Origin of the sequence: Xenophilus azovorans DSM 13620, from assembly GCF_000745855.1 — a bacterium.
Classification (GTDB): domain Bacteria; phylum Pseudomonadota; class Gammaproteobacteria; order Burkholderiales; family Burkholderiaceae_C; genus Xenophilus; species Xenophilus azovorans.
The window spans coordinates 190,267-208,189 of record NZ_JQKD01000008.1; the positions used below are offsets into that span (position 1 = coordinate 190,267).

Sequence of the window (17,923 nt, forward strand, 5' to 3'; positions counted from 1 at the left end):
GGCATCAGGCGATCGGCGAGGACACGCGTGGACATCGAAATCGTCACCCTCTCCAAGCCGGGTGGCCGCGAATACAACGAGGACGTGCACGGCCACTGGCACAACGGCCACTTCGTGGCCTGCCTGGTGGCCGACGGCGCGGGCGGCCACGGCGGCGGCGACGTGGCCGCCGCGACCGCGCGCGGCAGCATTCTGGGCGGCTATGCGGCCGCGCCCTCGCTGGACGGCGATGCGCTGCGGCAGTTGCTGGAACAGGCCAACCTGGACGTGGTCGCCCGGCAGGCCGAGGGCGGCAAGCTGGCCGCGATGCGCTCCACGGTCGTGTTCGCGGCGATCGACCTGGAACACGAGGCGCTGATGTGGGCGCACTGCGGCGACAGCCGCGCCTACCTGTTCCGCGGCGGCGCGATCGTCGCCCGCACCACCGACCACAGCCTGGTGCAGCAGATGGTGGCGGGCGGCATGCTCGACGAGGAAGGCGCCCGCCTGCACCCGCAGCGCAACATGCTGCTGTCGGCGCTGGGCTCGGTGAGCGACCTGCCGGAGATCAGCGTCTCCGACCGCATGCGCCTGCAGGCCGGCGACGTGGTGCTGCTGTGTTCGGACGGCGTCTGGGAGGTGCTGGGCGACGAGGGGCTTGTCACCACCCTGCATGCCTCGCGCACGCCGAGCCAGTGGATCGACGAACTGGATGCGCAGATCCGGGCGCGCGCGAAGCCGGGGCACGACAACTACACGGCGCTCGGCCTGTGGGTGACGGCGGGCGAGGACGACGGCGACGACACGCGCCTGCTGCCGGAATGAACCTCGCCGGGCCGCCCCGGGAGGTATTCCGGTGAGCGGGCGGCCGCCGCTGTCCGCAAACGACAACGCCGGCGGTCGATGACCGCCGGCGTTTGCATTCCGGGCCCGCGCGCGGGCCGCCGGGCCGTCAGCCGTACTTGGCGTTCTCGGCGATGTTCCACGCCGCCGTCTTCACGCCCTTGCCCGCGCCCTGCTTGGTCTGCGGGTCGTACTCGAACTTCACCTTGGCGAAGTTCAGGGTGACGTTCTCGGTCAGCCGGTCCTCGCCGCCGCTGCCGCCCGTGGAGACGCTGGTGACGATCAGCTCCTCCATGGTGATCTTGATGTACTCCAGCGGGTTCTCGCCCGCCTTGCGCACCACCAGCACCGCCTTGGGAATGTGCTTGCCGCCGTAGCAGGCGAGCTGCAGCGCATGCGAGGCGGAGTCGATGTACTTGGTGAACGACAGGTCCTGCACGTTGACCTTGCCCGCGCCGCCGCCGGTGCCCGTGTGGGTCGTGCCGCTTTGCGACAGGCCCCAGCTCCATGCCAGGACGTCGATCTCCTTTCCGTGCGTCTTGTCGGCCGACTCGCCTTCGATGTCGTCGATCTTGATGAACATGTCTACTGCCATGATGTGCACCTTTCAGTTGGGTGGGTGGTGAGGAGGGGCCGGGACTTCCTTGCGGATGGGTGGGGAAGCTGTGTGGAGAACGATGAAGCGCCCCGGCTTTTCAAAAGAAGAGGAACCCGCCGCCGGGCTCAGCTCGCGCCCTTGGCCGAGGGCAGCTTCGACACCAGGCGCAGCGACACCGTCAGCCCTTCGAGCTGGTAGTGCGGGCGCAGGAAGAACTTCGAGGTGTAGTAGCCGGGGTTGCCTTCCACCTCCTCGACCACCACCTCTGCGGCGGCCAGCGGCTTGCGGGCCTTGGTCTCCTCCGACGAGGTGGTGGGGTCGCCGTCCACGTAGTTGGTGATCCACTTGTTCAGCCAGCGCTCCATGTCGGCGCGCTCCTTGAAGCTGCCGACCTTGTCGCGCACGATGCACTTGAGGTAGTGCGCGAAGCGGTTGCAGGCGAACAGGTAGGGCAGGCGCGCCGCCAGGTTGGCGTTGGCGGTGGCGTCCGGATCGTCGTACTCGGCGGGCTTCTGCAGCGACTGGGCGCCGATGAAGGCCGCGAAGTCCGAGTTCTTGCGGTGGATCAGCGACAGCAGGCCGGCCTTGGAGAGTTCGGCCTCGCGCCGGTCGCTGATGGCGATCTCGGTCGGGCACTTCTGGTCGACGCCGCCGTCGTCGCTCGGGAAGGTGTGCAGGGGCAGGTTCTCCACTGCGCCGCCCGATTCGATGCCGCGGATGCGCGAGCCCCAGCCGTACAGCTTGTACGAGCGGTTGATGTTGGTGGCCATCGCGTACGCGGCGTTGGCCCAGGCGTACTTGCTGTGGTCGGCGCCGGCCGTGTCCTCCTCGAAGTCGAACTCCTCCACCGGGTTGGTGTTGGCACCGTACGGCGTGCGCGCCAGGAAGCGCGGCATGCACAGGCCCAGGTAGCGCGCGTCGTCGGACTCGCGCAGCGAGCGCCAGGCCGCGTACTCGGGCGTGAGGAAGATCTTGGTCAGGTCGCGCGGGTTGGCCAGCTCCTGCCAGCTCTCCATCTGCATCAGGCTCGGGCCGGCGCCGGTGATGAAGGGGGCGTGGGCCGCGGCCGCGATCTTGGCCATCTCGCCCAGCAGCTCCACGTCGGGCGGCGTGTGGTCGAAGTGGTAGTCGCCCACGATGGCGCCGAAGGGCTCGCCGCCGAACTGGCCGTACTCCTGCTCGTAGACCTTCTTGAACATCGGGCTCTGGTCCCAGGCCGCGCCCTTGAACTTCTTCAGCGTCTTGCCCAGCTCCTGCTTGGAGATGTCCATCACGCGGATCTTCAGGTTCTCGTCGGTCTCGGTGTTGTTCACCATGTAGTGCAGGCCGCGCCAGGCACTCTCGAGCTTCTGGTAGTCCGGGTGGTGGATGATCTTGTTGATCTGCTCGGTCAGCTTGGCGTCGATCGCGGCGATCATGGCCTGGATCGACTTGGTGACGTCCTTGCCGATGAGCTGCGTCTGGCTCAGCGCCTGCTGCGCCAGCGTCAGGACGGCCTGCTCGACGGCGCTCTTGGCTTCGTCGCTGCGGGGCTTGAATTCCTTCTGCAGCAGCGATGCGAAGTCGCTGCCTGCGTATTCGACGTCCTTGAGCGCGTTCTGCTGGAGTGCTTCGGCCATGGGTTTTCTCCTCTTCGCAATGCGGTGGTTCAGGCGGCGCCGCCCTCTTCGGGCTGCTTGGCCGACGAGGCCAGCGACTGCAGCAGGGCCGGGTCGTCCAGCACCTTGGCCAGCAGCTCCTCGGCGCCGGTCTTGCCGTCCATGTAGGTGACGAGGTTGGACAACTGGTTGCGCGCCTCCAGCAGCTTGTTCAGCGAGTCGACCTTGCGCGCCACGGCGGCGGGCGAGAAGTCCTCCATGTTCTCGAAGGTCAGCTCCACCTTCAGCTCGCCTTCGCCGGTGAGCGTGTTCTCCACCGAGAAGGCGGTGCGCGGCTTCATCGCCTTCATGCGCGAGTCGAAGTTGTCGACGTCGAATTCGAGGAACTTGCGGTCGGCCACCGGCGCCAGCGGATCGGCGGGCTTGCCCGACAGGTCGGCCAGCACGCCCATGACGAAGGGCAACTGCACCTTCTTCTCGGCGCCGTACAGCTCGACGTCGTATTCGATCTGCACGCGCGGCGCGCGGTTGCGGGCAATGAACTTCTGGCTGCTCTTGGACATGACGGACTCCTGGCGGGAGGGTGGGATGAAGTGGTGCGGGCGAAAAGGCGCGCTGCGGCGGTGGCCCCGGGCGCTATTCCGATTCCGAAGCCCGCGCGCCGGTCACGTGTTCGATGGTGCCCATGGCGTCGGGAGCGAGGTTGGCGATGATGTCCAGGAAGCTCACGCCGATGAGCTTCTTGGCGCGTTCGATGAGCAGGGGCGCCGGGTTGCCGGGCTCGGCCTTCTCCAGGTAGCGGATGACGCGGTCCAGCATCTGGATCGCGTCCTGGCGCGTGCCGATCTCGCCGCGCGGCGCGCCGCCGGCCGGCCGTGCGCCGTCCGCCGTGTCCGCCGCCGCGGCCTCGGACGCGCCCGGGGCGTCCTCGCCACCGGCCTCGGGCGTGCCGGCGGCCTCGCGGGCCGCCTGTGCCAGCAGCTGGCCGATCGCGCGCAGCCGCGCCAGATCCACCGCGTCGCTGCGGCCGGTGCGTTCGACCAGCAGGCCCTGCAGCCCGGTGACGGCCGTGGCGATGCCCTGCATCCGCCCGGCCGCCTGCGGCTCGGCCGCGAAGATCTCCTCGAGCCCGCCCTGCACCTGCGCGGACGAATAGCTGTTCTCGCCGGCCGGCAGCGCGTTGCGGGCGACCGCGACGTCGCGCACGCGCATCGGCCCCACGCTGCGCGAGACGCCGAGCGCCGCGTCGTGGAGGTCGCGGATCACGAGCTGGTCGTCCCACAGCGGCGCCAGCGCGTTCAGGCGCATGGTCGGGTCGTTGTCGTCGTCGGCGTCCAGGCGCGGATGGATGCCGTCCCAGAAGCGGTCGAGCAGCCCGTGCAGCAGCTGCAGCCCCAGGCCGAAGCCCGCCAGGCCCTGCTGGCGCGTGCTGGCGCGCAGCAGCAGCACGGCCGCGCGCACGTCCTTGCTGCGCCGGAGCAGCTCGATGGCCTGCTCCGCGACCTGCGGCCATTCCGGCTCGACCGCCGGGATCACCGTGTCGCCGAACTGCTGCTCGGGCTTGCCCTGCGCCGCGCCCTCCAGGGCGATGAAGGCGGCGTCGTATTCGAGATCGTCGCCGCAGGGCGAAGCCTCGCTGATGGGCGCTTGCAGTGCGTCGACGAGTTCCGGGGTGAGCATGTTGCCTGGCGAAATCCGCTGGGGATAATCGAAGATGCCCCCTGGGGGGTCAATGCAACGAAGGAAATAGCATGCGCATGGCAGGCACTCACCGTTTGTCCTATGGCCGTCGGTCCCTCGCGGGCTGTATCGGCTTGTCTGCCCTGGCCCCGTGGTGGCTCGGCGGCTGTGCCGGCGCACCCAAGCCGGTGGTCACGCCGGTGGCGCTGAACCTCATCGCCGGCCCCGACGCCAACCCCGACGCGCGCGGGCGCGCCTCGCCGCTGACCATCCGCGTGTATGCGCTCAAGACGCCGGCGCCCTTCGAGGCGGCCGATTTCTTCACGCTCTTCGAGAAGGACCAGCAGGCCCTGGGCGCCGAGCTGGTGCAGCGCGAGGAAATGCTGCTGCGCCCCGGCGAGAGCCGCAAGCTGAACATGACGCTGCCCGCCGACGCGCGGGCGCTGGCCTTCATGGCCGCCTTCCGCGACCTCGACCGCGCGCGCTGGCGCGAGGTGCGGGCGGTGGAGCCGGGCAAGCCGCTCGACCTGGCCGTGACCTTCGGGGCGCGGCAGATCGGCATCAAGCCCTGATCATCCGCCGCGCTCGCGCGCCAGCGGCTGGTCCGCCGGCAGGAAGCGCATCAACGGGTCGTGCACGAACGCGGCCTGCGGCGCGACGGCGCAGAAGTACAGGCTGTGCCAGAACACCTGCCCTTCGGTGCCGAAGCGCGACAGCTGCCCCACCAGGGCGCGCAGTCCGGGCCGCAGCGTCGCGAACTCCTGCACGAACAGGTGGATGCCGTGGCGCGCCCCGGCGTCGCTCGCCTCGGGCAGCAGGCCCAGGCGCAGCGCATGCAGCTGCTCCTCGACGGTGTCGAAGACCGCGTCGAACAGGGCATCGAGCAGCGCCTCCTCCTGCGGCAGCGCGCCGGCCTCCGTCGGCAGGCGATGGCCGAGTGCCCGTGCCAGGGCGGCGTCGGGCAGGGCCTCGCGCATGGCATCGAAGCCCTCCAGCCGCTGCAGGCCGGTGACGACGACGTGCACCGGCAGCCGCAGGCCGAGCAGGCCGGCGGTCTCGCACAGGCGGCGGGCCATCAGTTCGAGCAGGCCGGCCAGCACGGCCGGGTCGGCCCGCAGCGTGGCGGCCGCCACGCACAGGACGATGCCGTGCAGCGGCAGCCGCGGCCGCTCCCGGGCCAGCACCTGCAGGGCGTGCAGCCAGGCCGCGTCCTGCGGCGCTGACGAGGGCCCCAGCGGCGGCGGCCGGATCTCGATGGCGACCATGCCGTCCAGGGACCACCAGCGCCAGAAGGCGTCGCTGTCCGCGACGGACAGCGGGCCGGCCGGCTGCGCGGTGGCCAGCAACTGCGCCAGGTCGGCCGCCGGATCGCCCACGCACAGCATCCACGGATGCGCGTAGCGCCTGCGCTGCGCCGCCGGCAGCGGCTCGACGGCCGCGCGCAGCCGTGCCTCCCAGGCGGGGCCGGGGCCGCCCTGCGCCGCCTCCGCCGCCTGGCACCGGCGCATCAGCTCGCGCAGGCGCCGCGACCGCCGCGCACCCACGCGCCGCCACCAGAACAGCGCCAGGCTCAGCGCACCCGCCGCCAGCAGGAACCAGAGCCAGGGAGGGGGCGTGCGCATGCCTCAGCGCTCCCGGGTCTGCAGGAACACCCAGTCCGCGACCGGCGTGTCCGCCGGGCGCCGGGTGCTCACCATCTCGCGCAGGCGCAGCAGGTAGTCCGCGGCCAGCTCGAAGGGGGGCGGCTCGGCGCCGGCCTCCTGCACGTCCGGCGCCGCCGCGACGGCCGTGACCAGCACCGTGCCGAAGGGCGGGCTGACCAGCCAGCTCGCCGGCAGGTCGGCGCCGAAGCGGGCCGATTGGCCGGGCGCCAGGTCGGTGAAGCGCGAGCCGTCCACGCGGAAGTGCAGCACGGCGCCGTCGGCGGTGTAGTAGTCCACCCACAGGCGGCTGGGGAAGGCCGGGCCGCGCACCTCGGCCACGAAGGCATCGCCCTCGCGCAGCACCCCCTCCCGTGCCGAGGGCACCGCCAGCCGCAGCCCGCCGCGCGCCTGGCGGTTGCGCGCCTGGTAGGGCCGCAGCACGCTCACCACCTCGCAGTAGGGCCAGGGGCGGACTTCCAATCGAATGTCCGCGCCGGCCGCTTCCGGCAGCGCGGCCAGGTCGTCGCGCACGCGCTGGATGTCCGCGGGAGTGGGCACGAAGCCGCGCACCCGCGGCGGCGTGCCCGCGTGCTCCTCCACCGCCAGCTCGGCGCAGGCATAGCCCTGCAGGTGGCGCTCGATGGGGCCGGGCGCGGCCAGCCGGCTGCTGCCTGTCGCCGGGCCGGCGGGTCCCAGCAGGGCGGTGAACCACCAGAGCGCCGGCACCAGGACGAGCAGGGCGGCGCCGGTGCGCAGCAGGGCGCGCTCGCGGCGCTGCGGCTCGTGGGGGCCGGGCGGGTCCGGCAGCTGGTAGGGCTGGGGCGTCAGCGGCTCGGCCTGCAGCCGCTGCGGCAGCAGCGGCGCCACCGGCAGCTGCGGCGCGTGCAGCGCCAGCAGCTTGGCCGGCTCGCCGCTGCCGCCGTCGCGCTCGAAGTAGTACTGGCCGCGAAAGCCCAGGGCCAGCACGTACCAGTAGACCTCGCGCAGCTCCGTGTCGTCCGCCGGCAGCGCGGCCAGGTGATGGAAGAACTCGGTCGGCCCGTTGGTGGAGTTGAACATCTGCAGCTGCAGGGGGGCGGCGCTGTCGGCCCAGGGCGGGTGGCGCTGCACGACCTCGTCGATCCACACCGCCAGGGCGAAGGTGGCCGACTGCACCTGCTCCTGCGGCTTGCCGGCCGCCGTGGCGGCCGCGGCGGCGCGCTCGATCAGGCGCCGCGCCCGCTGCAGGGCCTCGGCGCCGGTGAGTTCCAGGGGCGTGCCGGTGCGGGCGGCGTCGAGCGCCAGCCCGAACGAGAAGACGGGGGTGCAGAAGCGGAACAGCCGCGGCGGCATGGGGAACGCGCTACGCGTGCGCCCGCCCGCTGCGGTCGTCGCACGGGGCGCTCCTGCCTCGCTGCCAGTCCTGGGGGCACCTGCCCATGTCCGCTCCCGTGGTGGTGGGCGGGATTCTTCCGGCGGGCCGGACGGCCGCGCCATACCCCTTGGGAGTTATGCCGTTCGCGGGGGCGCACGTGCCTTGCCCGCGCTGCGGAAGGAGGCTATCTTTGCCCACCGTCAGCGCGCCGCACTCTGCACTCCCGTGCCACCGTCATGAAAATCCTGATCGCCGATGACCACCGGCTCGTCATCGAGGCCGTCAAGACCAAGCTGTCCGAACTGCAGGAAGGCATCGAATTCGTGCTCGCCATGAATGCGGACGAGCTGCGCGCGGCCGCTGGCAGCGACATCGACCTCGCCCTCATCGACCTGAGCATCCCCGGCGCGGAAGGCTATTCGCACATCGACGAGCTGCGCAGCCGGCACCCTGCGCTGCCGGTGATCGTGCTCTCCGGCTACGAGGACCCGGCCGTCATGCGCGCGGCGCTGGAGCGGGGCGCGCTCGGTTTCATCCCCAAGGCCTACTCGCCGGACGTGATGCTCTCGGCCGTGCGCTTGGTGATGGCCGGCGGCGTCTACGTGCCGCCGATGCTGCTGTCGGCGCTGCCGGGCGGTGCCGTGCCCGGCCCGGCCGGCGCGCCGGCCGGGCTCGCCGTGGGCGGCACGGCCAGCGCCGCCCGCGGGGGAGCACCCACGCTGGAGCACCTGCGCAAGGTGCTGACGGAGCGCCAGGTCGAGGTGCTGCAATTGCTCTCGCAGGGCAAGCCCAACAAGCTCATCGGCCGCAGCCTGGGCATCAGCGAGGGCACGGTGAAGATCCACCTGGCGGCGATCTTCCGCGCCCTGAACGTGCGCAACCGCACCGAGGCCGTGGTCGCCGCGCAGTCGCTCACCGAAGCCTGAGGTGCAGGGGCGTCTCGGCGAAAATCGCCGCGTGCCGAATCCTCCTGCCCCTGCCTTCCCCGATCTCTCGCTGTTCGACGCCGCCATGGTGGACCTGGACGGCACCCTGGTCGACACCCTGGGCGACTTCGTCGCCGCGCTGGACGGCATGTTGGACGACATGGGCCTGCCGCAACTGACGCCGGCCGAGGTGGAAACGATGGTGGGCAAGGGCTCGGAGCATCTGGTGCGCTCGGTGCTGCAGCGCGTGGGCGCCGACGCGGCCCGCTACGACGAGGCCTGGACGCTCTACCAGCAGCACTACCAGGCCGTCAACGGCCGCCACGCGCGCCTGTACGACGGCGTGGCCGAGGGCCTGCAGGCCCTGAGGCGCCGCGGGATGCGGCTGGCCTGCCTGACCAACAAGCCGCGCGCCTTCGCGCTGCCGCTGCTGGAGGCCAAGGGCCTGGCCGGCTGCTTCGACCACGTCTTCGGCGGCGACGACTTCGACCGCAAGAAGCCCGACCCGCTGCCCCTGCTCAGGACCTGCGAGGCGCTGGGCACGCAGCCCTCGCGCACGCTGATGATCGGCGACTCCAGCAACGACGCGCAGGCCGCGCGCGCGGCCGGCTGCCCGGTGTTGCTGGTCACCTACGGCTACAACCACGGCCAGCCGGTGCGCGGCGTCGACGCCGACGGCTTCATCGACACCCTGGCCGAACTGGCGGCCGTGCGCTGACGCGCTGGGCTACACTCGCCGCTCCATGTTTGTTCATCTGGTCATTCAGACAGGTCGCGGAGGCCGGGGAGCCTGGCCCTGGCGCAAGCCTGCGTCGCTGTCTGCCTGACCTGCACGGCGCTCGCCGTGCCTACGTGGTTCGCCGCCGCCGCGAACCGATCCCGTGAATGAACGCCGACGCCCGGACACCGCACCGCCGCCGGCCCGTGGAGACCCCGTGATCACCGAACTCGAATTCAAGAGCCTCAGCAGCCAGGGCTACAACCGCATTCCGCTGATGCTCGAGGCCTTCGCCGACCTCGAAACCCCCCTCTCGCTCTACCTCAAGCTGGCTCACTCGCAGGGCGGCGGCCGGCATTCCTTCCTGCTGGAGTCCGTCGTCGGCGGCGAGCGCTTCGGCCGCTATTCCTTCATCGGCCTGCCGGCGCGCACGCTGCTGCGCGCCCGCGGCTTCGGCGCCGAGGCCCGCACCGAGGTCGTGACCGACGGCCAGGTGGTGGAGACGGCCGGCGGCAACCCGCTGGACTTCGTCGCCGCCTACCAGAAGCGCTTCAAGGTGGCGTTGTCGCCTGGGCTGCCGCGCTTCTGCGGCGGGCTGGCCGGCTACTTCGGCTACGACGCGGTGCGCTACATCGAGAAGAAGCTGGAGGCGAGCTGCCCGCCCGACACCATCGGCTGCCCCGACATCCTGCTGCTGCAGTGCGAGGAGCTGGCGGTCATCGACAACCTCTCGGGCAAGCTGTACCTCATCGTCTACGCCGACCCGAAGCAGCCCGAGGCCTACCCCAAGGCCAAGCGCCGGCTGCGCGAGCTCAAGGACAAGCTCAAGTACTCGGTGAGCGCGCCGCAGGTCAAGCCGACGCAGGCGTACCCGCCCGAGCGGCCCTTCGCCAAGGCCGACTACCTGAAGGCAGTGGAGCGCGCCAAGGAGCTGATCGCCGCCGGCGACTTCATGCAGGTGCAGGTGGGCCAGCGCATCAGCAAGCGCTACACCGAGTCGCCGCTGTCGCTGTACCGGGCGCTGCGCTCGCTCAACCCCAGCCCCTACATGTACTACTACGACATGGGCGACCACCATGTCGTCGGCGCCTCGCCCGAGATCCTGGTGCGGCAGGAAACGGTGCGGGTGGCCGCGAGTCACGGCCCGAGCGCCGCCGGGCCGTCCCAAGGCGCGAGCGCCCCCTCGGGGGGCAGCGAACCACGCGAAGCGGGGAGCGTGGGGGCCTACGTTCTCGAGCAGAAGATCACCATCCGTCCCTTGGCCGGCACGCGCCCGCGCGGCGCCACGCCCGAGCTGGACAAGGCCACCGAGGTGGAGCTGGTCAACGATCCCAAGGAGCGCGCCGAGCACGTCATGCTGATCGACCTGGCGCGCAACGACATCGGCCGCATCGCCAAGACCGGCAGCGTGAAGGTGACCGAGGCCTTCGCGGTGGAGCGCTACAGCCACGTCATGCACATCGTGAGCAACGTGGAAGGCATCCTGCAGGACGGCATGGACGCCATCGACGTGCTCAAGGCCACCTTCCCGGCCGGCACGCTCACCGGCGCGCCCAAGGTGCACGCGATGGAGCTGATCGACCAGTTGGAGCCCACCAAGCGCGGCCTGTACGGCGGCGCCTGCGGCTACATCAGCTACGCCGGCGACATGGACGTGGCCATCGCCATCCGCACCGGCATCGTCAAGGACCAGATGCTGCACGTGCAGGCGGCGGCCGGCGTGGTGGCCGACTCCATCCCCGAGATGGAATGGAGGGAGACCGAGGCCAAGGCGCGGGCGCTGCTGCGTGCGGCGGAGCTGGTGGAAGAAGGACTGGAGTGACCGCCATGACCAAGCTCCTGATGATCGACAACTACGACTCCTTCACCTACAACCTGGTGCAGTACTTCGGCGAGCTGGGCGCGCAGGTGGAGACGGTGCGCAACGACGAGATCACGGTGGAGGGCATCGGTGAGCGCATCGACGCGGGCGTGACGCGCCTGGTGATCTCGCCCGGGCCGTGCTCGCCGGCCGAGGCGGGCGTGTCGGTGCCGGCCATCCGGGCCTTCGCCGGCCGGCTGCCGATCCTGGGCGTGTGCCTGGGCCACCAGTCCATCGGCGCCGCCTTCGGCGCGAAGATCGTGCGGGCGCAGCAGCTCATGCACGGCAAGGTCAGCGAGATCACGACCACCCGCGAGGGCGTGTTCGCCGGCCTGCCCGAGCGCTTCACCGTCAACCGCTACCACTCGCTGGCGATCGAGCGCGACAGCCGCCCCGAGGAGCTGGCGCTGACCGCCTGGACCGACGACGGCGAGATCATGGGCGTGCGCCACACCGGCTTCGCGCACGAGGTGCGGCTGGAGGGCGTGCAGTTCCACCCGGAATCGATCCTCACCGAGCATGGCCACGCCATGCTGCGCAACTTCCTGCAATGAAGAAGGCACGCCGCCCATGACGTCCACCCTCGTCGACCTGCGCAGCGACACCGTCACCCAACCCACGCCGGCCATGCGCGCGGCGATGGCGGCGGCGCCGGTGGGCGACGACGTGTTCGGCGACGACCCGGGCGTGAACGCGCTGCAGGAGGCGATCGCCGCGCGCCTGGGCTTCGAGGCTGCGCTGTTCGTGCCCACCGGCACGCAGAGCAACCTGTGCGCCATCCTGGCCCACTGCGGGCGCGGCGACGAGTACATCGTCGGCCAGCAGCAGCACTGCTACCGCTGGGAAGGCGGCGGCGCGGCGGTGTTCGGCAGCGTGCAGCCGCAGCCGCTGGAGCACGCGCCCGACGGCACGCTGCCGCTGGCGGCCATCGAGGCCGCCATCAAGCCCGACGACGCGCACTTCGCGCGCACCCGGCTGCTGGCGCTGGAGAACACGCTGGGCGGCCAGGTGCTGCCGCAGGCCTACCTCGACGAAGCGACCGCGCTGGCGCGCCGGCATGGCCTGGCCACGCACCTGGACGGCGCGCGCCTGTTCAACGCCGCCGTGGCGCAGGCCGGCCAGGGCGGCGATGCCTGGGCCGAGGCGCGCCGCATCGCCGGCGGCTTCGACAGCGTCTCCGTCTGCTTCAGCAAGGGGCTGGGCGCGCCGGTGGGCTCGGCGCTGCTCGGCTCGCGCGCGTTCATCGCCCGCGCCCACCGCATCCGCAAGATGGCCGGCGGCGGCATGCGCCAGGCCGGCGTGCTGGCCGCGGCGGCGCTGCATGCGCTGGAGCACCACGTCGACCGCCTGGCCGACGACCACGCGCTGGCGCGCCGGCTGGCCGGGGGCCTGGACGGCATCCCGGGCCTGGCGGTGCAGCCGCCCCGGACCAACATCGTGTTCGCCGACCTGCAAGGAGAAGCGGCCGCGCGCGGCGCCGGGCTGGTCGCGCACCTGCGCTCGCGCGGCGTGCTGGCCACCGGCCTGTACCGGCTGCGCTTCGTCACGCACCTGGACGTGGATGCGGCGGGCGTGGACCGTGCCGCCGAGGCGGTGCGCGAGTTCCTGTCGCACCCCTGAACGGCGAGGATGCCGCATGCCTGACGCCCACCAGCTCCTGCTTTTCGTCGTCGCCGGCCTGCTGCTCAACCTGACGCCGGGCGTCGACGTGTTCTTCATCGTCAGCCGGGCGCTGCGCCAGGGCGTGCGGGCCGGGCTGATCGCCTCGCTGGGCATCACGGCCGGCTGCTGCGTCCACATCGTGGCGGCGGCGCTGGGCGTCAGCGCGCTGGTGGCGGCGTCGGCCACCGCCTTCATGCTGCTCAAGTGGGCCGGCGCGGCCTACCTGGTGTGGATCGGCATCGGCATGCTGCGCGCGCGCGAGCCGGCGCTGGCAGCGCAGATGGCGGCGGGCGGCCGCGCGGGCGCCGCCGGGCTGGCGCCCGGGGAGGGCTGGCAGGTGTTCCGCCGCGGCTTCCTGACCAACGCGCTCAACCCGAAGGTGGCGCTGTTCTTCCTGGCCTTCGTGCCGCAGTTCATCCCGGCCGGCGCACAGCACCCGACGTGGGTGTTCCTCGCGCTGGGCCTACTGTTCAACTTCAACGCGCTGTGGGTCTGCTTCGGCTGGGCCGTCGCGGCCGCCTGGGTGGCGCGGCGCGCTGGCGCCGCCGGCCGGGCGCTGCTGTGGTTCGAGCGCGCGGCCGGGCTGATGATCGTCGCCTTCGGCCTGAAGCTGGCTTTCAGCGACGCGCCCGCGCCGCCGCGCTGAGCGCCCCAGAGAATCCAACGAGAGGAGTTCCCGCCATGATCACCCCCCAGGAAGCGCTGCAGCGCACCATCGAGCACCGCGAGATCTTCCACGACGAGATGCTGCACCTGATGCGGCTCATCATGCAGGGCGAGATCTCGCCGCTGATGGTGGCCGCCATCACCACCGGCCTGCGCGTGAAGAAGGAGACCATCGGCGAGATCACGGCCGCGGCGCAGGTGATGCGCGAGCTGTCGACCAAGGTGCCGGTGGCCGATCCCACGCACCTGGTGGACATCGTGGGCACCGGCGGCGATGGCTCGCACACCTTCAACATCTCCACCTGCTCGATGTTCGTGGCCGCCGCGGCGGGCGCCAAGGTGGCCAAGCACGGCGGGCGCAGCGTGTCGAGCAAGTCGGGCAGCGCCGACGTGATGGAGGCGCTGGGCGTCAACATCCAGGCATCGCCCGAGCAGATCGCCCGCAGCATCGCCGAGACGGGCGTGGGCTTCATGTTCGCGCCCAACCACCACCCGGCCATGAAGAACGTGGCGCCGGTGCGGCGCGAGATGGGCGTGAAGACCTTCTTCAACATCCTCGGCCCGCTGACCAACCCGGCCGGCGCGCCCAACATCCTCATGGGCGTGTTCCACCCCGATCTGGTGGGCATCCAGGTGCGCGCGCTGCAGCGCCTGGGGGCCGAGCACGCGGTGGTCGTCTACGGCCACGACGGCATGGACGAGGTCAGCCTGGGCGCCGCCACCATGGTCGGCGAACTCAAGGACGGGCAGATCAGCGAGTACGAGATCCATCCCGAGGACTTCGGCCTGCCGATGCAGAGCAACCGCAGCATCAAGGTCGCCACGCCGCAGGAGTCGCTGGCCATGCTGCGCGGGGTGCTGGAGGGCCGGGAAGGGGCCGCGCGCGACATCGTGCTGCTGAACGCCGGCGTCGCGCTGTACGCCGCCGGCGTGGCGCCCACCATGAAGGACGGCGTCGCACGCGCGCGGGAGGCCGTCGACTCCGGCGCGGCGCGGGACAAGCCGGCGCAGGTGGCGGCGTTCAGCCGGCAGGCCGGCGCCGCGGCCTGAGAGGGGAGACATCGGACCATGAGTGACATCCTGAACAAGATCGTTGCCGTCAAGCACGAGGAAGTGGCCGCGGCGCGCAAGCGCGTGCCGCTGGAAGCCATCCGCGCCGACGCCGAGAGCCGCGTGCTCACGCGCGACTTCGTGGGCGCGATGCGCGCCAAGATCGCCGCCGGCCAGGCCGCCGTCATCGCCGAGATCAAGAAGGCCAGCCCCAGCAAGGGCGTGATCCGCAGCGGCGAGTTCATCCCGGCCGACCTCGCGCAGAGCTATGCGGAGGGCGACGGCGCCATCAGCGCGGCCTGCCTGTCGGTACTGACCGACCGCCAGTTCTTCCAGGGCAGCATCGACTACCTCAAGCAGGCCCGCGCCTCCTGCGGCCTGCCGGTGCTGCGCAAGGACTTCATGGTCGATGCCTGGCAGGTGTACGAGTCGCGCGCCATCGGGGCCGACTGCATCCTGCTCATCGCCGCCTGCCTGGACGACGCGCAGATGCGCGACTTCGAGGCCATCGCCCTGTCGCTGGGCATGGCCGTGCTGGTGGAAGTGCACGACGCGGCCGAGATGGAGCGCGCGCTGAAGCTGCGCACGCCGCTGGTGGGCGTGAACAACCGCAACCTGCGCAGCTTCGAAGTCTCGCTGCAGACCACGCTCGACCTGCGTTCGAGCGTGCCGGCCGACCGGCTGCTCGTCACCGAATCCGGCATCGCCACCCGCCAGGACGTGAAGACGCTGCGCGATGCGGGCGTGGACGCCTTCCTCGTCGGTGAAAGCTTCATGCGCGCCGAGGAGCCGGGCGAGGCGCTGGCCCAACTGTTCCGCTGAGCCATGGCGACGGTTCCCTCCACCCAACTGCAGTCCGCCGACCCGGCCGACTGGCCTGTCGCACCCGGCTGGCAGCCGCTGGTGGACGCCTTCTTCGGCAGCGAGACGGGCCTCTCGCTGCTCGACTTCCTCTACCAGCGCCTGAAGGCCGGGGCGGTGATCTTCCCGCCGCAGCCGCTGCGCGCGTTGGAACTCACGCCACCCGAGGAGGTGCGCGTCGTCATCCTCGGCCAGGACCCGTACCACGGCCGCGGCCAGGCCGAGGGGCTGGCCTTCTCGGTGGCCCCGGGCGTGGCGCTGCCGCCCTCGCTGCGCAACATCTTCAAGGAGCTGGAGCGCGACCTCGGCACGCCGCCGCCGCCCTTCCCGAACCCGGGCGGCAGCCTGGTCAAGTGGGCGAAGAACGGCGTGCTGCTGCTCAACACCTGCCTCACGGTGGAGGAGGGCCAGCCGGCCAGCCACGCCGGCCGCGGCTGGGAGGTGCTCACCGACGCCGTGATCCGCCACGTCGCCGACGGCGAGCGGCCGGTCGTCTTCATGCTGTGGGGCTCGCATGCGCAGAGCAAGCGCAGCTTCATCGACGGCAGGCGCCACAAGCTGCTGATGTCCAACCATCCGTCGCCGCTGTCGGCGCAGCGCCCGCCTGTGCCCTTCATCGGCTGCGGGCATTTCGGCCAGGCGCGCGCCTGGCGCGACGCGCAGCGCACGCAGCAGGGCTGACGCAGACGGGGCGCCGGCTCAGGCGCGCTGCATGGCCGGCGCCAGCGGCGCCGCGGCGTCGCCGGCGACATAGTCGCGCTGGATGTCCACCGTGCCGCGGCGGCCCAGGTCGTCGAAGTGCCGGGCCAGCCAGTCGTGCGCGGCCGTCCGGCCGTGCTCGAACAGGCGCTCGATCATGCGGATGTCGGTCGAGAGCTTGGTGGCGGCGTCCAGCGGCTCGTCCAGCGCGCTGTCCACGTCGATGCGGTGCAGCAGCAGCCGGCGGTACTGCCGGCCTTCCTGCAGGCGGCCGTCGGCCAGCAACTGGTGGATGAAGTCGATGCTGCGCATCTGCGCGAGCAGGCTGGCGTTGAACGCCATCTCGTTCATGCGCTGCGCGATCTCGAAGGGGGTGCGCGGCGTCTGTGCACGCGTCAGCGGATTGAGCTGCACCAGCACGATGTCGGCGCTCTCGCACTGGCTGATCAGCGGCAGCAGCGCCGGGTTGGCGGCATAGCCGCCGTCCCAGTAGGGCTCGCCGTCGATCTCCACCGCCTGGAAGACGGTGGGCAGGCAGGTAGAGGCCATCACCGCATGCAGCGTCAGGCGCTCGCCGCTGAAGATCTCGGCGCGGCCGGTGCGCACCTGCGTGGCCGAGACGAAGACGCGAGGCGCCTTCTGCGCCGCGATCGCCTCGAAGTCGATCTCCTGGTCCAGCAGCGCGCGCAGCGGGTTGATGTCCAGCGGATTGAACTGGTAGGGCGAGGCCCAGGGATCGACGCGCAGCGCGTTCGCCCCGCCGAACAGCAGCCGGGCGAACTGCTGCGCCATGGCCCCGGGCGCGCCGACGCCGGCCACGCGGCGCCAGACCCGTTCCAGCGTCTGGCGCGCCGCGGCGCGGGCGGCCGCCTCGTCGCCTCCGGCGGCGCGGGCCGCCGCCATGCCATGCGCCAGCGCCACCGCGTTGACGGCGCCGGCGCTGGCGCCGCTGATGCCGTCGAAGTCGAGGCGGCCGTCTTCCAGCAGCGCGTCCAGCACGCCCCAGGTGAAGGCGCCGTGCGAGCCGCCGCCCTGCAGCGCGAGGTTGACCCGCCGGGGCCGGTCCGGCCGGCGCGCGCCCGGCAGAAGAAGTGCTTTCATCCGGGTAATTGTGCGCTGCAACATAAAAATAGGGGTAAACCCTTGCCCTCCTGTGGTTTCCCGGGCAATGCGGCGCTGCGACTTCTTCTTGCCGGCACGTCGACGGGCCGCTCAGACCATGCTATAGTCCCGGGTTCGCCGGAGAGGTGGCCGAGTGGTTAATGGCAGCAGACTGTAAATCTGCCGGTTAATACCTACGCTGGTTCGAATCCAGCCCTCTCCACCAGCGACTCGATGGTTTTGTCAGGCGCCAGGGATCAACAGGGATCACCGAAGTGCATGCCGCGGGCGGGTCTCGCGTCACGACGCGGGAGTAGTTCAATGGTAGAACCCCAGCCTTCCAAGCTGATGACGCGGGTTCGATTCCCGTCTCCCGCTCCAGACAGGCCGCCGATCGCCGGACAGGCAGACGGTTTTCGTGCTGCCCTTGTGGCTCAGTGGTAGAGCACTCCCTTGGTAAGGGAGAGGTCGCGGGTCCGATTCCCGCCAAGGGCACCAGTTTTTTCTCAGGGGCGTGTGCAGCGACGGGCTGCTGCTCCGATGTGCAACTGATCCCGTATTTTTCGGAGTCGAGAAAATGGCAAAAGGCAAGTTCGAGCGCACCAAGCCGCACGTGAACGTGGGCACGATCGGTCACGTGGACCATGGCAAGACGACGCTGACGGCGGCGATCGCCACGGTGCT

At 71.1% G+C, this 17,923-nt stretch carries 19 protein-coding genes and 3 tRNA genes; 15 read left to right on the forward strand and 7 right to left on the reverse strand.

Features of this window, described 5'->3' with window-relative positions; genetic code table 11:
- Window positions 1-27: 27 nt before the first annotated feature.
- A complete protein-coding gene (locus tag Q392_RS07705) occupies window positions 28-804 on the forward strand; it encodes a PP2C family protein-serine/threonine phosphatase (RefSeq protein WP_038204037.1) in 777 nt (258 codons plus the stop codon).
- A gap of 127 nt (window positions 805-931) precedes the next feature.
- On the opposite strand, the gene Q392_RS07710 is transcribed toward Q392_RS07705, so the two are convergent.
- The 4 genes from Q392_RS07710 to tssA form a co-directional block, all read right to left on the reverse strand.
- The gene (locus tag Q392_RS07710) at window positions 932-1,417 is read right to left on the reverse strand and encodes an Hcp family type VI secretion system effector (protein ID WP_038204040.1); all 486 of its coding nucleotides are present in this window, start codon (window positions 1,415-1,417) and stop codon (window positions 932-934) included.
- A 128-nt stretch (window positions 1,418-1,545) separates the two neighbouring features.
- Window positions 1,546-3,039 carry a type VI secretion system contractile sheath large subunit gene (gene tssC, locus Q392_RS07715; protein WP_038204043.1) on the reverse strand — a complete coding sequence of 498 codons (1,494 nt, stop codon included), beginning with the start codon at window positions 3,037-3,039 and terminating at the stop codon, window positions 1,546-1,548.
- A gap of 29 nt (window positions 3,040-3,068) precedes the next feature.
- Window positions 3,069-3,581 carry a type VI secretion system contractile sheath small subunit gene (gene tssB / locus Q392_RS07720; RefSeq protein ID WP_038204049.1) on the reverse strand — a complete coding sequence of 171 codons (513 nt, stop codon included), beginning with the start codon at window positions 3,579-3,581 and terminating at the stop codon, window positions 3,069-3,071.
- Between the two features lie 73 nt (window positions 3,582-3,654).
- Entirely contained in the window at window positions 3,655-4,698 is a 1,044-nt protein-coding gene (gene tssA, locus Q392_RS07725; RefSeq protein ID WP_038204052.1) for a type VI secretion system protein TssA, read from the reverse strand.
- 134 nt (window positions 4,699-4,832) lie between these two features.
- On the opposite strand from tssA, the gene tssJ reads away from it, so the two are divergent.
- The gene (gene tssJ / locus Q392_RS07730) at window positions 4,833-5,270 is read left to right on the forward strand and encodes a type VI secretion system lipoprotein TssJ (protein WP_245610670.1); all 438 of its coding nucleotides are present in this window, start codon (window positions 4,833-4,835) and stop codon (window positions 5,268-5,270) included.
- Here the strand turns inward: tssJ and Q392_RS07735 are convergent, their stop codons facing one another.
- Both Q392_RS07735 and Q392_RS07740 read right to left on the reverse strand, forming a co-directional pair.
- Window positions 5,271-6,320: a type VI secretion system protein gene (locus Q392_RS07735; RefSeq protein WP_051953073.1), complete on the reverse strand. Its 1,050-nt coding sequence runs from the start codon at window positions 6,318-6,320 to the stop codon at window positions 5,271-5,273.
- A gap of 3 nt (window positions 6,321-6,323) precedes the next feature.
- Window positions 6,324-7,673, reverse strand: a complete 1,350-nt coding sequence (locus Q392_RS07740) for a DotU family type IV/VI secretion system protein (protein ID WP_051953075.1) — start codon at window positions 7,671-7,673, stop codon at window positions 6,324-6,326.
- Between the two features lie 258 nt (window positions 7,674-7,931).
- Here Q392_RS07740 and Q392_RS07745 point away from each other — a divergent pair, with 258 nt between their 5' ends.
- From Q392_RS07745 to Q392_RS07785, 9 genes are all read left to right on the forward strand, one after another.
- A complete protein-coding gene (locus tag Q392_RS07745; protein ID WP_038204058.1) occupies window positions 7,932-8,621 on the forward strand; it encodes a response regulator in 690 nt (229 codons plus the stop codon).
- A gap of 85 nt (window positions 8,622-8,706) precedes the next feature.
- Window positions 8,707-9,339, forward strand: coding sequence for a phosphoglycolate phosphatase (locus Q392_RS07750; RefSeq protein ID WP_051953082.1), 633 nt, complete (start codon window positions 8,707-8,709; stop codon window positions 9,337-9,339).
- A 217-nt stretch (window positions 9,340-9,556) separates the two neighbouring features.
- Window positions 9,557-11,161, forward strand: coding sequence for an anthranilate synthase component I family protein (locus tag Q392_RS07755; RefSeq protein WP_038204062.1), 1,605 nt, complete (start codon window positions 9,557-9,559; stop codon window positions 11,159-11,161).
- A 5-nt stretch (window positions 11,162-11,166) separates the two neighbouring features.
- On the forward strand, window positions 11,167-11,754 hold the full coding sequence (locus Q392_RS07760; protein ID WP_038204236.1) for an anthranilate synthase component II: 588 nt from the start codon (window positions 11,167-11,169) through the stop codon (window positions 11,752-11,754).
- A gap of 16 nt (window positions 11,755-11,770) precedes the next feature.
- On the forward strand, window positions 11,771-12,820 hold the full coding sequence (ltaE, locus tag Q392_RS07765) for a low-specificity L-threonine aldolase (RefSeq protein ID WP_038204065.1): 1,050 nt from the start codon (window positions 11,771-11,773) through the stop codon (window positions 12,818-12,820).
- A 16-nt stretch (window positions 12,821-12,836) separates the two neighbouring features.
- Window positions 12,837-13,508: a LysE family translocator gene (locus tag Q392_RS07770; RefSeq protein WP_038204069.1), complete on the forward strand. Its 672-nt coding sequence runs from the start codon at window positions 12,837-12,839 to the stop codon at window positions 13,506-13,508.
- A 35-nt stretch (window positions 13,509-13,543) separates the two neighbouring features.
- Entirely contained in the window at window positions 13,544-14,578 is a 1,035-nt protein-coding gene (gene trpD / locus Q392_RS07775) for an anthranilate phosphoribosyltransferase (protein ID WP_038204072.1), read from the forward strand.
- Between the two features lie 18 nt (window positions 14,579-14,596).
- Window positions 14,597-15,400, forward strand: a complete 804-nt coding sequence (trpC, locus tag Q392_RS07780) for an indole-3-glycerol phosphate synthase TrpC (RefSeq protein ID WP_038204075.1) — start codon at window positions 14,597-14,599, stop codon at window positions 15,398-15,400.
- Between the two features lie 3 nt (window positions 15,401-15,403).
- Window positions 15,404-16,120 carry a uracil-DNA glycosylase gene (locus Q392_RS07785; RefSeq protein WP_038204079.1) on the forward strand — a complete coding sequence of 239 codons (717 nt, stop codon included), beginning with the start codon at window positions 15,404-15,406 and terminating at the stop codon, window positions 16,118-16,120.
- A gap of 18 nt (window positions 16,121-16,138) precedes the next feature.
- Here the strand turns inward: Q392_RS07785 and Q392_RS07790 are convergent, their stop codons facing one another.
- Window positions 16,139-17,239, reverse strand: coding sequence for a patatin-like phospholipase family protein (locus Q392_RS07790; RefSeq protein WP_038204082.1), 1,101 nt, complete (start codon window positions 17,237-17,239; stop codon window positions 16,139-16,141).
- Between the two features lie 140 nt (window positions 17,240-17,379).
- Here Q392_RS07790 and Q392_RS07795 point away from each other — a divergent pair.
- From Q392_RS07795 to Q392_RS07810, 4 genes are all read left to right on the forward strand, one after another.
- Window positions 17,380-17,465 (forward strand) — tRNA-Tyr (locus tag Q392_RS07795).
- Between the two features lie 81 nt (window positions 17,466-17,546).
- Window positions 17,547-17,620, forward strand: a tRNA-Gly gene (locus Q392_RS07800).
- Window positions 17,621-17,662: 42 nt separating this feature from the next.
- Window positions 17,663-17,737, forward strand: a tRNA-Thr gene (locus Q392_RS07805).
- 79 nt (window positions 17,738-17,816) lie between these two features.
- Window positions 17,817-17,923: GTP-binding protein (locus Q392_RS07810; RefSeq protein ID WP_038204084.1), on the forward strand; the 107-nt coding region annotated here is incomplete at its 3' end.

Excerpts from the sequence above, each read along its gene's own strand:
- ltaE (WP_038204065.1), top strand. The coding sequence starts at position 11,771 with ATGACGTCCACCCTCGTCGACCTGCGCAGCGACACCGTCACCCAACCC.
- Q392_RS07790 (WP_038204082.1), bottom strand. The coding sequence starts at position 17,239 with ATGAAAGCACTTCTTCTGCCGGGCGCGCGCCGGCCGGACCGGCCCCGG.
- Q392_RS07740 (WP_051953075.1), bottom strand. The coding sequence starts at position 7,673 with ATGCCGCCGCGGCTGTTCCGCTTCTGCACCCCCGTCTTCTCGTTCGGG.
- trpC (WP_038204075.1), top strand. The coding sequence starts at position 14,597 with ATGAGTGACATCCTGAACAAGATCGTTGCCGTCAAGCACGAGGAAGTG.
- Q392_RS07770 (WP_038204069.1), top strand. The coding sequence starts at position 12,837 with ATGCCTGACGCCCACCAGCTCCTGCTTTTCGTCGTCGCCGGCCTGCTG.
- Q392_RS07710 (WP_038204040.1), bottom strand. The coding sequence starts at position 1,417 with ATGGCAGTAGACATGTTCATCAAGATCGACGACATCGAAGGCGAGTCG.
- tssC (WP_038204043.1), bottom strand. The coding sequence starts at position 3,039 with ATGGCCGAAGCACTCCAGCAGAACGCGCTCAAGGACGTCGAATACGCA.
- Q392_RS07760 (WP_038204236.1), top strand. The coding sequence starts at position 11,167 with ATGACCAAGCTCCTGATGATCGACAACTACGACTCCTTCACCTACAAC.
- tssB (WP_038204049.1), bottom strand. The coding sequence starts at position 3,581 with ATGTCCAAGAGCAGCCAGAAGTTCATTGCCCGCAACCGCGCGCCGCGC.
- Q392_RS07745 (WP_038204058.1), top strand. The coding sequence starts at position 7,932 with ATGAAAATCCTGATCGCCGATGACCACCGGCTCGTCATCGAGGCCGTC.
- tssA (WP_038204052.1), bottom strand. The coding sequence starts at position 4,698 with ATGCTCACCCCGGAACTCGTCGACGCACTGCAAGCGCCCATCAGCGAG.
- Q392_RS07785 (WP_038204079.1), top strand. The coding sequence starts at position 15,404 with ATGGCGACGGTTCCCTCCACCCAACTGCAGTCCGCCGACCCGGCCGAC.
- trpD (WP_038204072.1), top strand. The coding sequence starts at position 13,544 with ATGATCACCCCCCAGGAAGCGCTGCAGCGCACCATCGAGCACCGCGAG.
- Q392_RS07735 (WP_051953073.1), bottom strand. The coding sequence starts at position 6,320 with ATGCGCACGCCCCCTCCCTGGCTCTGGTTCCTGCTGGCGGCGGGTGCG.
- Q392_RS07750 (WP_051953082.1), top strand. The coding sequence starts at position 8,707 with ATGGTGGACCTGGACGGCACCCTGGTCGACACCCTGGGCGACTTCGTC.